This window comes from Streptomyces boninensis (genome assembly GCF_048572725.1).
In the GTDB taxonomy this organism is placed as follows: domain Bacteria; phylum Actinomycetota; class Actinomycetes; order Streptomycetales; family Streptomycetaceae; genus Streptomyces; species Streptomyces boninensis.
The window spans coordinates 8,753,548-8,766,123 of record NZ_CP183837.1 but is presented as its reverse complement, the minus strand read 5'-3'; the positions used below and the strand labels follow the sequence as shown (position 1 = coordinate 8,766,123).

12 protein-coding genes are annotated in these 12,576 nt (G+C 72.3%); 6 read left to right on the top strand and 6 right to left on the bottom strand.

What is annotated here, in order from left to right; translation table 11 throughout:
• A complete protein-coding gene (locus ACNNMR_RS39485) occupies positions 1–1,029 on the top strand; it encodes a LacI family DNA-binding transcriptional regulator (RefSeq protein ID WP_419999542.1) in 1,029 nt (342 codons plus the stop codon).
• Positions 1,030–1,056: 27 nt separating this feature from the next.
• On the opposite strand, the gene ACNNMR_RS39480 is transcribed toward ACNNMR_RS39485, so the two are convergent.
• Positions 1,057–2,529, bottom strand: a complete 1,473-nt coding sequence (locus tag ACNNMR_RS39480; RefSeq protein ID WP_419999541.1) for a sulfatase — start codon at positions 2,527–2,529, stop codon at positions 1,057–1,059.
• Between the two features lie 143 nt (positions 2,530–2,672).
• Here ACNNMR_RS39480 and ACNNMR_RS39475 point away from each other — a divergent pair, with 143 nt between their 5' ends.
• Together ACNNMR_RS39475 and ACNNMR_RS39470 are read left to right on the top strand one after the other, a co-directional pair.
• Entirely contained in the window at positions 2,673–4,028 is a 1,356-nt protein-coding gene (locus tag ACNNMR_RS39475) for a M28 family metallopeptidase (RefSeq protein ID WP_419999540.1), read from the top strand.
• A 21-nt stretch (positions 4,029–4,049) separates the two neighbouring features.
• A complete protein-coding gene (locus tag ACNNMR_RS39470; protein ID WP_419999539.1) occupies positions 4,050–4,319 on the top strand; it encodes a DUF1876 domain-containing protein in 270 nt (89 codons plus the stop codon).
• A gap of 18 nt (positions 4,320–4,337) precedes the next feature.
• Here the strand turns inward: ACNNMR_RS39470 and ACNNMR_RS39465 are convergent, their stop codons facing one another.
• Together ACNNMR_RS39465 and ACNNMR_RS39460 are read right to left on the bottom strand one after the other, a co-directional pair.
• Positions 4,338–5,222 (bottom strand): Gfo/Idh/MocA family protein, encoded by an 885-nt coding sequence (locus ACNNMR_RS39465; RefSeq protein ID WP_419999538.1) that lies wholly within the window; start codon positions 5,220–5,222, stop codon positions 4,338–4,340.
• Between the two features lie 31 nt (positions 5,223–5,253).
• Positions 5,254–6,150 carry a LysR family transcriptional regulator gene (locus ACNNMR_RS39460; RefSeq protein WP_419999537.1) on the bottom strand — a complete coding sequence of 299 codons (897 nt, stop codon included), beginning with the start codon at positions 6,148–6,150 and terminating at the stop codon, positions 5,254–5,256.
• A gap of 130 nt (positions 6,151–6,280) precedes the next feature.
• On the opposite strand from ACNNMR_RS39460, the gene ACNNMR_RS39455 reads away from it, so the two are divergent.
• Entirely contained in the window at positions 6,281–7,594 is a 1,314-nt protein-coding gene (locus tag ACNNMR_RS39455; protein WP_419999536.1) for an FAD-binding oxidoreductase, read from the top strand.
• Between the two features lie 37 nt (positions 7,595–7,631).
• A complete protein-coding gene (locus tag ACNNMR_RS39450) occupies positions 7,632–8,129 on the top strand; it encodes a nuclear transport factor 2 family protein (RefSeq protein WP_419999535.1) in 498 nt (165 codons plus the stop codon).
• A 59-nt stretch (positions 8,130–8,188) separates the two neighbouring features.
• Here the strand turns inward: ACNNMR_RS39450 and ACNNMR_RS39445 are convergent, their stop codons facing one another.
• A complete protein-coding gene (locus ACNNMR_RS39445) occupies positions 8,189–9,661 on the bottom strand; it encodes an MFS transporter (protein WP_419999534.1) in 1,473 nt (490 codons plus the stop codon).
• A gap of 195 nt (positions 9,662–9,856) precedes the next feature.
• Entirely contained in the window at positions 9,857–10,696 is an 840-nt protein-coding gene (locus tag ACNNMR_RS39440) for a methyltransferase domain-containing protein (RefSeq protein ID WP_420000634.1), read from the bottom strand.
• A gap of 155 nt (positions 10,697–10,851) precedes the next feature.
• On the opposite strand from ACNNMR_RS39440, the gene ACNNMR_RS39435 reads away from it, so the two are divergent.
• Complete coding sequence (locus ACNNMR_RS39435; RefSeq protein WP_420000633.1) at positions 10,852–11,565, top strand: NPP1 family protein; 714 nt, start codon at positions 10,852–10,854, stop codon at positions 11,563–11,565.
• Here ACNNMR_RS39435 and ligD read toward each other — a convergent pair whose 3' ends face one another.
• Positions 11,566–12,576: a non-homologous end-joining DNA ligase gene (ligD, locus tag ACNNMR_RS39430; protein WP_419999533.1), complete on the bottom strand. Its 1,011-nt coding sequence runs from the start codon at positions 12,574–12,576 to the stop codon at positions 11,566–11,568.

Below are 12,576 nucleotides of genomic sequence, written 5' to 3'. Positions count from 1 at the left end.
ATGGGCGCAACGATCAAAGACGTGGCCAAGCTGGCCGGCGTCTCCATGAAGACGGTCTCCAATGTCCTCAACGGATATCCGCATCTCACCCCCGAGACCAAGGGGAAGGTCGAGCGGGCGCTGGTCGAGCTGGACTACCGGCCCAACATCTCGGCCCGCAATCTGCGCAGCGGCCGTACCGGGCTGATCGCGCTGGCGGTCCCCACGACCATAAACCCGTACTTCGGTGAGCTCGGGCATCTGATCGTCAAGGAGGCCCAGGACCGCGGCCTCACCGTGCTGATCGACTGTACGGAGGGCGATCTGGCGCGGGAGCAGCATGTCGCGGACGGCTTCCGCAGCCAGATGCTGGACGGCATGATCCTGCAGCCGTGGTTGCTGCCCGCGTCGTATCTGCGCAACCGCGCCGACCGTACGCCGCTGGTGCTGCTCGGCGAGCGCAAGGTGCGCTCGGCGGACAGCGTGGCCATCGACAGCAAGGCCGCAGCCGCCGCGGCTATCGCCCACCTGGTGGCGCTCGGGCGGCGCCGGATCGGGCTGATCGGCCCACGGCTGACGCGGAAGGCGAACACCCCGCCTGAGCCGCGCCGCCGCCACGACGGCTACCTGGCCGCCCTGACCGCCGCGGGCCTCGACCCGGACCCGGAGCTGGAGGTGCACCACCGGGTGAGCGCCCCGCAGGACGTCGGCGAGGCCGTGGACCATCTCCTCGGCCTCCCCGACCCGGCGGACGCCATCTTCTGCTTCAACGACCGCACGGCCCTGGCCACGCTGCGCGCGCTGACCTCGCGGGGCGTCCGGGTGCCGGCCGACATCGCCGTCATCGGCGTGGACGACGTCGAGGGCGCCCGCCTGTCCACCCCGTCCCTGTCCAGCATCGCCCCGGACAAGCACACCATCGCCCGCACCGCGGTCGCCATGCTCGTGGAGCGCATCGAGGGCACCGACCGCCCGGCCCGCCAGGTCGTCGCCCCCTTCACGCTGATCGCGCGGGAGAGCACGGTGGGGGTGGACGCGGGGGCGCGGTGAGGGCCTGTCTCAGGTCCAGAGCCGGTCTCACGTCCGATGCCAGTTGTGCCGGGGTAGCCGCGGGTTGTAGTTGCCGTCAGGCAGGTCGTCGGTGAGGCGCAGCGACCAGCGCTGCCAGCGCTCCATCAGGTCGGTGCGGACCTGCCGCAGCTTGGGGTCCTCCCATCGGTTGTCCAGTTCCATCGGGTCGGCGTCGAGGTCGTACAGCTCGTGCGTGCCGTCGACATGGCAGTACACCTTGTAGCGGTCGTGCCGCAGCGCCCGCGAAGTGCCGCTCTGGGTCACGGTGTTCAGCTCGTCGTAGCGGGTCCCCTCGTACGGGAAGTGCAGCTCGGGCCGGGCGTCGTCCGGGTACGGCAGGCCCCCGTACCCCCGCTCGATCACGATGTCGGCGAACTCCGCCGCCGGGTAGTCGGCGCCGGTCAGCAGCTGCCACAGGCTGCGCCCCTGCACCCCTAGCGGAATCGGCCGCCCGAGCGCCTCACAGACCGTGGGCAGGAGGTCGGCGAGCGAGACGAAATCCTTCTTGTTGTCGCTCTTCCCGACCCCGCAGCCGGCGAACACCATCGGGATCCGGGCCAGCGCCTCCGGCATCCCCGCACCCTTGCGCTGCAGGCCGTAGTCGCCGACGTAGTCGCCGTGGTCGGCGAGGAAGACCAGCAGGGTGCTGTCCCAGAGGTCCTGCTCCTTCAAGTGGGTGACCAGGCGGCGCAGCTGGTCGTCGATCAGGCGGAGCATGCCGCAATACGTGGCCCGGTAGCGCCGCCACAGCTTGTCGTAGCCGGGGCGCTTCTCCTCGACCAGGTCGCGCAGCCACTTGTACGCCCCGCCCTTGGCCTCCGCCGCCTCCGGGCCGCACTCGCGCTCCGGGACCTCGTCCTCGCCGAAGAGCGAGAAGTACGGCTCGGGGGCCTGGTAGGGGTTGTGCGGCTCGGGCATCGACACCCACGAGAAGAACGGCTTCGCCGGGTCGCGGGCATCGATCTGCCCGATCGCGTCGGAGACGATCCGGTGCGCGAACTGCAGCTCCACCGGAAACGGCGTCGGCTCCTTCGCCGGACCGTGGTCGATGGACTTCAGCCACTGCGCGAACGCGCGCTGCTCGGTGGTCTCGTCCGGGCCCGACTCATGCCCGTACGGCCCGGCGAAGGCGTCGAAGTCCTCCTTGCTGCCGCGGTACATGTGCGTCTTCCCGGCGTAAAACCGCTGGTAGCCGGCCGCACCCAGCACATCCAGGAGGTCGTCGCCGCGGACGGCCTCCTCCGGCGTGGAGTTCTGCCGTACGCGATGGGTGCTCGGCCACCGCCCGGTCAGCAGGCTGGTGCGCGCGGGGACACACGCCGGGGCTGTGGTGTACGCCCGCCGCAGCCGGGTGCCGTCCGCGGCCAGCGCGTCGAGGAACGGCATCGTGTCCAGCGGGAATCCCTCGCCCGCGGTGAAGCCGGCGCGGTGCTGGTCCGTCATGACGAACACGATGTTCGGAGAGGTCGGGCAACTCACTGTGTCAGCATGCTGACCCGCTCCGAATTTCGTCAACAGGTCGGATAATTAATCCGGACCGTCCGATACCCGAACCCGGCACTGGCTGTCGCGATAGCCTGCGCGCAGCGCAACCGGTGGCGAGCACAACGAGGGGGCGCACGATGAGCAGCGGTCAAGCGTGGCCGGAGACCCAGGAGTTGCTGGACTGGATCGGCACCATCACGGAACAGGGCATCCGCCGCCCCGGCTACCCGGCCGACTCCTGGACCGAGGACTGGGCGGCCGGCATGTTCCGCTCCTTCGGCCTTGAGGCCCGCCTCGAGACCGTGCCCGTGCCGCGCTGGAACCCCGGCGCCGCCGCCCTCACCGTGCACGGCGGCCCCGGCGACCTGCATCTCGAAGGCTTCCAGCTCCCGTTCAGCGCGGCGGCCCCCACCGGCTATACGGCGCCGCTCGTGCGCCTCGGCCCCGGCCACGTACCGCCGGGCGCCATCGCCATCGACGAACTCGCCCTGACCGAACTCCCGCAGCCCGACGCCCGTGAGCTCGCCACCGCCGAGTACGACCCGGAGAAGGCCTTCGATCACATCGCCCAGACCCTCCCCTTCGGCCCCCGGCTCCAGGAGGTCGCCGAGCCCGCCATCGCCGCGGGCGCGGGCGGCTACGTCGGCGCACTGACCGGATTCCCGTGGGAGACCAGCTCCTACTACGTTCCGTACGACGCCGTGCAGCGACCGGTCCCCGGGCTATGGCTGTCCCGCACCAACTCCCTTCGCGTACTCGACCGGCTGGCCGCCGGCCCCTGCACCGCCACCCTCCTCACCGAGGGCACCACCACCCCCGCCACCAGCCGCAATGTCATGGCCACCCTCCCCGGCGCCGGCGACCGCTGGGTGATCATCGCCTCGCATCACGACGCCCCGTGGGCCTCCGCCGTCGAGGACGGCACCGGCATCGCGCTCGTCCTGGCCGCCGCCCGCCACTGGGCGCAGGTGCCGCGCGAAGAGCGGCCGCACAATCTCCTCTTCCTGCTGACGGCCGGGCACATGGCGCACGCCGCGGGCACCCGCGCGTTCATCGACCGGCACCGCGACCTGCTGCGCGATGTCGTGCTTGAGCTGCACCTGGAACACGCCGCGCTGCGCTGCGACTTCAAGGACGGGCTGCTGAAGCCGACCGCCGACCCCGAGGTCCGCTGGTGGTTCACCAGCCGCGATCAGCCCCTGGAACACCTGGTGCTGGACGCGCTCAGCTCGGAGCGGCTGCGCCGCTCGCTGGTGCTGCCGCCGGACGCGTTCTCGCCGCTGCCGCCGACCGACGGCGCCTTCTTCCACGAGGCGGGCGTACGCCTTGTGCACTTCCTCTCCGCGCCGCCGTACCTCTTCGACCCCGCCGACACCCTCGACAAGGTGGACGCGGAGGGCCTGCTGCCGCTCTCCCGCGCCGCCGCGCGGATCGTCGCGGGGACTTCCGGCTGGGATCCCCTGCCGCCGCGGGCGCCCCAGGGTGCACCCTAGAAAGCGCGGGAGGTGATGGCCATGCGCAATATCGCGGGCTGGGACATCGAGATGGACTTCCTCGAGGACGACGTCCACACCCGGTCCACTGCACTGCTGCGCCTGAGCGACGGCACCGAACTCGAGGCCCACGGCGAGGCGAAGCGCCACCCGAGCGACCCCGGGCAGCGCCTCGTGGGCGAGGAGATCGCGGCCGCCCGGGCGCTCAACGACCTTGCCAGGCAGTTGCTCGACAAGGCCGCGCGCGAGATCCAGAAGGTGACGCACCAGGCGGCGCAATTACCCAACTGAAGACATTCGACACAGGCCCTAGGCGAGGCGCTCCTCCGCCGCCGCGAGGATCTCCGTCACGCGCTGTCCGAAACGCACGTCGCAGGCGTGCGGGACGCCGCTGCGCGCCGATTCGAGCAGCGCGTCGATGGCGCGGCCGTACGGCGGCACGGGGCCGCGGTCGTCGCGCTCCGGCACGACCGTGACGCCCGGCGCCCCGCGCAGCTCGACGGTGACGCCCGCCGCGGCCTGCGGCACGGTGTGGCTGAGGGTGCAGGTGCTCAGCGCGCCGCCCGCATGCCGCAGCGTCAGGTGCACGGTGTCGCCGGGCCCGGCCGCCGCCCGTACCGCGTCCAGGTCCACATCGCCCAGCGCGGGCAGCAGCATCGACAGCACATGCGGCCCGACGTCCCACAGCGCCCCCTTCTCCGCGCGCCAGGGCGAGGCGGCGTACGGGCTGCCGGAGTCGGCGAAGACGGGCGAGAGCCAGTCGGCGCGCCCGACCAGCCACCCGTCCTTCCCCTGCTGCTCGGCCAGCCAGTCGGCGCTGACATCGGCGAACCGCATGGTGAAGAAGACGACCGAGGCGACCCCCGCCCGCGCCACCGCCTCGGCGACCTGTCGCGCCCCGGCCGCCGTGGTCGCCACCGGCTTGTCGAGCAGCAGGTGCTTCCCGGCCTCGGCGGCCCGTACGGCGAGCGGCGCCTGCACATCGGGCGGCAGCGCGACGGCGATCGCGTCGCAGTCGGCGAAGAGGGCATGCACGTCCTCGTACGGCCGGGTGCCGAAGCTCTCGGCGACGGCCTTCGCGGCCTCGGGGCGGCGCCCCCACACGCCGGTGAATTCCACGCCGGGGTGGGTCTGGAGGGCGGGGGCGTGAGCCTTCTCCGCCCAGGGTCCGGTGCCGAGCAGTCCAATGCGCATACCGGACATCGTACGGATCAGGCCACGCTGGTCAGGCGGCGGCCTCGACCACGTCGTGGGTGGTGCGGACGAAGGCGCGGACGCGCGCGCAGTCGTCGTTGGTACGCCACACCAGCACCCACTCGAGCGGCGGCGCGTCGCTGAAGGGGACGTAGGCGACGTCCGGGCGGGGGTAGTAGCGGCGGACCTGGGCGCCCACCGGGAAGACGCCGCGCCCGGCGCCGACGAGGGTGAGGACCTCGTTGAACGTGTGCGCCGTGGGCCCCGGCTCGATCGGGCGCCCCGCCGGGGTGGTGGCCGGCGAGCGGTGGGCACGGAGGGCGGCGGGAAGGTTGTCAGGCAGCTGGATCATCGGGGCGCGGGCCAGGTCTTCGAGGCCGACGGCGGTGCGCCGCGCGAAGGGGTGGTCGGCGGCCACCGCGAGCAGCCGGGCCTCGGAGATCAGCACCGTCCCCTCGGTCAGCCCGTCGCCGCCGACGGGGCGGGAGGCGATGCCGAGGTCGACGGTGCCGTCCCGCAGCCAGTCCACGATCTCCACCATCTGCGCCTCGCGCAGCACCACCTCGCACTCGGGATACCGCCCGCGGAACGCGTCGGCCGCCCCCGCGAGGAGCTGCCCGCCGGCGGCGCCGACGAAGGCGACGGTGATCCGTCCGTCGAGGCCGCGCCCGGCCGCGACGGCCCGCTCGACGGCGGCGCCGACCTGCTCCCAGGCGGGCCGCAGGTCGTCGCGGAGCTGCCGCCCGACGTGGGTCAGCTCCACGCGCCGGCTGGTGCGATTGAACAGCGCGACGCCGACGCGGCGCTCCAGCTTGGCGACGGTCTGGCTGACGCGGGCCGTGGACACGTGCAGCCGCTCGGCGGTGCGCCCGAAGTGCAGCTCCTCCGCGAGCGTCAGAAACACCTCGGCCTCGTGCCGCTCCAGCATGCCGCCCACCACCTCGCCTCCGTCGTTAAGCCAGGGTTATCGATCGTTGCACAGTCGCACATTGATACGAAACCCCGGCCGCCGGAAGGTAGTGATCACACCCGCCCTTCCGGACGACGAGAGGCCGATCATGAGCGACACCCACACAGAGCTACGCTCCGCCGTCCGCGGCCGGGTGCTGCTCCCCGGCGACGACGGCTTCGCCGCGGCCACCCGCCCCTGGAACCTCGCCGTGGACCAGCAGGTCCCGGCGGTGGTGGAGCCCGCCGACGCCGACGACGTGGCAGCCCTGGTCCGCTACGCCGCCCGCGCCGGCGTCCCGGTGACGGCACAGCCGAGCGGCCACGGCGCCACCGCCGCACTGGCCGGCGCGATCCTGCTGCGCCCGGCCCGCCTCGACGAGCTGACCGTCGACCCGGCGACCCGCACCGCGCGCATCGGCGCGGGCGTGCGCTGGGAGCGGGTGCAGGCGGAGGCGGCCCGGCACGGGCTGACCGGCCTGCCGGGCAGCTCGCCGGTGGTGACCGTGACCGGCTACACGCTCGGCGGCGGGCTGAGCTGGTTCGGCCGGGCGCACGGGTGGGCGGCGGACAGCGTCCTCGCCTTCGAGGTGGTGGGCGCGGATGGCGTACGTGCCCGGGTGACGGCGGCCGACGACCCGGAGCTGTTCTGGGCGCTGCGCGGCGGTGGCGGCGACTTCGCGCTGGTCACGGCGCTGGAGCTGCGCCTGCACCCGGCGCCGGAGCTGTACGGCGGCAGGCGGCTGTGGCCGGCACGGCAGGCGGCAGAGGTGCTGGCGGCGTTCCGTACGATCACGGCGACCGCTCCCCGCGAACTCACCGTCTGGGCCGACCTGCTGAGCTTCCCCGGCGCCCCGCCGATGGTCGCGATCGACGCGACCTACCTGGGCGCGGCGGCGGAGGCCCGCGACCTGCTGGCGCCCCTGGACGCGATCGGCGACGCCATCTCGGACACCCGCGGCCCACTGCCCCTCCCGGAGCTGGGCTCCATCACGGCGGAGCCGACGACGCCGGGGCCGGGTTCCTCGCGCGGCGAACTCCTCACGGAGGTGGATGACTTCACGGTGAAGACGCTCCTGTCGGAGCCGATCGATCCGCTGCTGAGTGTGCAGCTGCGCCACTTGGGCGGCGCCTTCGCGGACGCGTCCGACAGCCCGCACGGCGCGCTGGCGGAGCCGTACGCCCTGTATCTCTTCGGCGTCCCGGACACGGAGGGGAAGGCCACTGCGATACGGGCCCGCCAGCAGTCGCTGGTGACGTCCCTCGGCGACCGCGTCACCGGCCGCAAGCCCTTCACGTACCTCACCGCGGGCGAAACCCCGGGGGCGGCCTTCACGCCCGAGGTCCTCGACCGCTTGCGGGCGCTGAAGCGGGACCGGGATCCGCAGGGGGTGATCCGGAGCAACTTCCCGGTGTCCAGCTGACCTTCGTTTCATCACATCTCACCACCAAGGAACTCTCATGCCGCACCACGCCCTCACCGCCCCGTCCGCCACCCCCGACGCGGTCGTCCGCGAGCTCCGCGACCGCGCCGAGATCGCCGACGCGCTGTACCGCTTCGGCCTCGGCCAGGACCTCAAGGACCGCGACCTCTTCGCCTCCGCCTTCGCCGCCGACGCGGAACTCGACTTCGCGCCCGCGGCGGCCAAGTGGGGCGCGAAGCCGCCGCTGATGGTGGGCCGGGAGACGATCGTCACGTCCATCCTGGCGCTGTTCACGGGCCGGGTGGACACCACGCATCAGGTCACGAATGTCCGTATCGCGGTCGACGGCGATGTGGCGCGCCTGACGGCTCTGGTCGAGGCCCAGCACCTGCTGACCGCGGATCATGCGACGCACGCGCTGCTGAAGAACCCGTACACGGTCGACCTGGCCCGGGACGGCGAGCGGTGGGTGATCACCCGTATGACCATCGAGAACACGTGGTACACGGGTGACCCCACCGCGATCTTCGGCTGACACGGAGCGGGCGTCTTCGACTGACGCCGACCTGCCGTCTTCGACTGACGCCCGCCGGCTCAGCCCTCGCCGCCAGGGCCGCCGACCGGATGCAGCGCCTCATCAGGGCGCGAGCCGCCGGCCGGCGGCCCTGCGTCTGGGCCGCCCTCGCCCTGCCGCGCCCGCGGCATCAGCAGCGCCGCGACCACCAGCGCGGCGAAGCCGCCCACCGCCGCCGCCAGGAAGGCATCGTGGTTCGCCGCCTCCTGCGCCGCGACCACCAGGCGCGGATCGCCGCCCGCCGCCGCCAGATCCCCGGCGAGACCGTGGTACGCGATGGTCGTGATGACCGCGAGCCCCAGCGCTCCACCGGCCTCCTGACTCGTATTGATCAGCCCGGCCCCGACCCCCGCCTCCGCCTCGCTCACCCCGGTGAACGCGGCGATCTGCAGCGTCACATAGACCATCCCGCAGCCGAGCCCCAGCAGCACGAACGGCGTCAGCAGGTCCACCGCGTACGAACCGCCCGCAGGCGCCCGCCACATCAGCAGCAGCCCGGCCACCGATGTCGCCAGCCCGGCGATCAACACCGTCCGCGCCGCCACCTTCGCGATCAGCCCGGAGGCGATCCCCGCGCCCAGCGCGACGGCAACCGCCAGCGGCAGGTACGCGAACCCGGCCTTCAGCGGCGAATACCCGTACACCTGCTGCATGAAGATGCTGGCGAAGAAGAACAGCGCCGAGAAGGTGCCGAAGACCAGCACCGCCGCGATGTTCGCCGTCCGCATGGTGCGCTTCCGTACGAACCCGAGCGGCATGATCGGCGCGGCCGCCCGCGACTCGACGACAAGGAACACCGCCAGCAGCACGCCGGCCCCCACCAGACCCCCGACCGTACGACCGGCCGACCAGCCGATCCGGGTCGCCTCCCCCAGCGTGAAGATGAGCAGCAGCAGCCCGCCGGTCAGCGTGACCGCGCCGGCGGTGTCGAACCGGCGCCGCACCGTCGCGCCCGGCTCGCCCGTCTCCCCCCGGCTCTCCGGCACGATCCGCGGGGCGATGAGCGCGGCACCAAGGCCGATCGGCACATTCAGATAGAAGATCCACTCCCATCCGGGGCCGTCGGCCAGCAACCCGCCGACGATGACGCCCACGATCGAGGCGATCCCGGCCAGCGAGCCCCACACGCCGAGCGCCTTGTTGCGCTGCGGCCCCTCGGGAAAAGCGCTGGTCAGCAGCGACAGCGCGGACGGCGCAATCATCGCGGAGCCGAGCCCCTGCAGGCCGCGGGCGGCGATCAGCATCGGCCCGCTCACCGCGAGTCCCGCGACGAGCGAGGCCAGCGCAAAGACCACAAACCCGGCCCGCAGCAGCCGACGCCGCCCAAACGTATCCCCCAACCGCCCGCCCAGCAGCAGGAACCCGCCCAGCACCGTCCCGTAGGCGGTGACGATGTACTCCTGGCTGACCTCGGACATCTCCAGCCCCTCGCGGATCGAGGGCAGCGCCAGATTCACGATCGAAATATCCAGGAAGACCATGAACTGCCCCATGCACAAGAAGGCAAGGATCGCTCCTGGACCAGATCGCTTCGCGGCTGTCATCAACATCTCCTCAGTGCTCGTCGACAATCCCGAGGCGCCCTTCGGGCCGCCCTCATCGCACTGACGGATCGCGCGGAGCGGGTGTGACCGCGGCGGCGGGTGGGTTGCCGAAGGCGCAGCAGGTGCGGGTCAAAGGGGCGGCCCCTATGACATCGGCCGGGCGGGCGCGGAAGCCGCGGCTGCGAAGAAAGGGATGGCGATCAGGAGGCGGTCGGTCTCGGCGCGGTTGCGCTGTTCTGCCAGCCAGGCGTCGGCCACATCGCGGGCAATGGCGCCGCTTGCGGACGCCTGCTCGGCGAGCCTGATCAGCAGGGGGAGCATCGTGGCGGCCGTGAAGACGCTCGTGTGCGCCTCGGCCGTGACGTCCGTAAAGCCGCCGTCCAGGAGGAGATTGCGGTACTGGCGGCCCGCCCGCGGCGCGCCGAGGAGGTCGGCTCGGGCGTGCACGATGGCGCGGGTGAGGGGCGGGTCGTACGAATCGATCATGATGGCGTCCCAGTCCTGCCCGAGCAGGACAATGCGGCCGCCGGGACAGAGCACGCGCCGCGCCTCCGCCACGGCCCGCGCCGGCTCCGCCAGCACGTGCAGGACCTTGTCCGCCCGATAGCCGCGCACGCTGCCGTCGGCGAAGGGCAGTTCCTCCGCCCCCGCCTCCCGGAAGTCCCCCGCCGGCCACCGCTCCCGCGCCGCCGCCAGCATCCGCGTGTCGGGGTCCACGCCCACGGCCCGCACCCCGCGTCCGCCGAGCTCGGCGACAGCGCGGCCGGCGCCGCAGCCGACGTCCACGACGGTCGAGTCGGGGGCGAGCGCGAGCAGTTCGTACGAGCGCTCCCGCAGCCGCTTCGCATCCGGCAGCGCGTCCGCCGCGTCGAGTACGGCGAGCAGGGCCTCGGTGTCGCGGTGGGCCGTGGCCGGGGATGCCGCGTCGCGGTGGGCCGTGGCCGGGGATGACGCCGCTTGCTGGTTCTCGGACATGGACCCCAGGCTGCGACTTAATGTCGACCTGAAGTCAAGACGCCGACGGCAGCACGACGACCACCTCCGCCCCCTTGTGGGTGGCGTGCCCATGTCACCACACTCGTGCCGTGAAGACGAAGAGGCTCGTCCGCAGCACATCCGTCATCGCCGGCGCCTGCGCCATGGTCCTCGCCTTCGCGGGACCCGCACTCGCCGCACCGCCCCCGGCCCTCCCCGCCAACGCCGACGGCACCGAGCAGACCTACCAGCCGGCGTACGACTACGACACCGACGGCTGCTACCCGACCCCCGCCATCGGCCCGGACGGCACGGTCAGCCCCGGCCTCAACCCCGGCGGCACCGTCAGCGGCGGCTGCCACGACGCCGCCGACCTCGCCAACACCAATGGCTACTCCCGCGCCAAGTGCAACAACGGCTGGTGCGCCATCCTCTACGGCCTCTACTTCGAGAAGGACCAGGCCGTCTGGGGCAGCGGCCTCGGCGGCCACAAGCACGACTGGGAACACGTCGTCGTCTGGGTCAAGGACGGCGGCACCGCCGAATACGTGGCCACCTCCGCACACGGCGACTTCACCATCCACCCCCGCGACCAGATCCGCTGGGACGGCACCCACCCCAAGGTCGTCTACCACAAGGACGGCATCGGCACCCACGCCTTCCGCCGCGCGAACGCCAACGACGAGCCGCCGGAAAACCACCGCGGCACCTGGCAGTTCCCGGCCCTCATCGGCTGGAACGGCTACCCGCCTGGCCTCCGCGACAAGCTCGCCGCCCACGACTTCGGCAGCGCCCACTTCGGCCTGAAGGACGGCAGCTTCGCCGGCCACCTCACAAAGGCAAAGCCGGCGGCCATTCCCTTCGACCCGAACGGATAGCTAAGACTCCTTCTTCGCCCGGCTCGGCTGCACCCGCTTGGGCTCCCCCGCCATCTTCGGATGGTCCGGCGGATACGGCAGGTCGCCGAGGCCGCGCTCCGACTCGTCCATGTCCGCCCACTCCAGCAGCGTCTCCAGGCCGTAGCGCTCGGCGTCCATGTCCGCGTGGACGTCGCCGACCTCGGCATAGCGCTTCGGCATCGTGGCGAGGTCGAAGTCGCGCGGCTCCGCGTCGTCCACCTCGTCCCAGCGGAGGGGGGCCGAGACCGGGGCGTGGGGCTGGGGGCGTACGGAATAGGCGGAGGCGATGGTGCGGTCGCGGGCGGTCTGGTTGTAGTCGACGAAGACGCGTTCGCCGCGCTCCTCCTTCCACCAGGCCATCGTCACGTGCTCCGGCATCCGCCGCTCCAGCTCGCGGCCGGCGGCGATGGCGGCGCGGCGGACCTGGATGAAGTTCCACTTCGGCTCGATGGGGATGAAGACGTGCAGGCCGCGGCCGCCGGAGGTCTTCGGGAAGCCGGTGAGGCCCGCGTCCGCCAGAACGCCGCGCAGCTCGTGCGCCGCCCGTGCCGCGTCCTTGAAGTCCGTGCCCGGCTGCGGGTCGAGGTCGAGGCGCAGCTCGTCGGGGTGGTCGGTGTGGTCGGCGCGGACCGGCCAGGGGTGGAAGGTGAAGGTGCCGAACTGGGCCGCCCAGATGACGGCGGCCAGTTCGGAGGGGCAGATCTCGTCGGCTTTCCGGCCGCTGGGGAAGGTGATCCGGGCCGTCGGGATCCAGTCGGGCGTGTTCTTCGGAGCGCGCTTCTGGAAGAAGGACTCGCCTGTTACCCCGTCCGGATAACGTTCGAGGGTGGTGGGACGGTTCCTTAGCGCGCGCAGGATTCCGTCGCCGACCGCGAGGTAGTAGTTCGCGAGGTCGAGCTTGGTGTAGCCCTTCTCCGGGAAGTAGATCTTGTCCGGGCTGGACAGCCGGACCTTGCGTTCGCCCACTTGGAGCTCCATCGCGGCACCCAT

Coding starts and splice junctions, on each gene's coding strand:
- ACNNMR_RS39435 (WP_420000633.1), top strand. CDS start 10,852: ATGGTCCTCGCCTTCGCGGGACCCGCACTCGCCGCACCGCCCCCGGCC.
- ACNNMR_RS39470 (WP_419999539.1), top strand. CDS start 4,050: ATGCGCAATATCGCGGGCTGGGACATCGAGATGGACTTCCTCGAGGAC.
- ACNNMR_RS39485 (WP_419999542.1), top strand. CDS start 1: ATGGGCGCAACGATCAAAGACGTGGCCAAGCTGGCCGGCGTCTCCATG.
- ACNNMR_RS39450 (WP_419999535.1), top strand. CDS start 7,632: ATGCCGCACCACGCCCTCACCGCCCCGTCCGCCACCCCCGACGCGGTC.
- ACNNMR_RS39475 (WP_419999540.1), top strand. CDS start 2,673: ATGAGCAGCGGTCAAGCGTGGCCGGAGACCCAGGAGTTGCTGGACTGG.
- ACNNMR_RS39445 (WP_419999534.1), bottom strand. CDS start 9,661: ATGGGGCAGTTCATGGTCTTCCTGGATATTTCGATCGTGAATCTGGCG.
- ACNNMR_RS39455 (WP_419999536.1), top strand. CDS start 6,281: ATGAGCGACACCCACACAGAGCTACGCTCCGCCGTCCGCGGCCGGGTG.
- ligD (WP_419999533.1), bottom strand. CDS start 12,576: ATGGGTGCCGCGATGGAGCTCCAAGTGGGCGAACGCAAGGTCCGGCTG.
- ACNNMR_RS39460 (WP_419999537.1), bottom strand. CDS start 6,150: ATGCTGGAGCGGCACGAGGCCGAGGTGTTTCTGACGCTCGCGGAGGAG.
- ACNNMR_RS39465 (WP_419999538.1), bottom strand. CDS start 5,222: ATGCGCATTGGACTGCTCGGCACCGGACCCTGGGCGGAGAAGGCTCAC.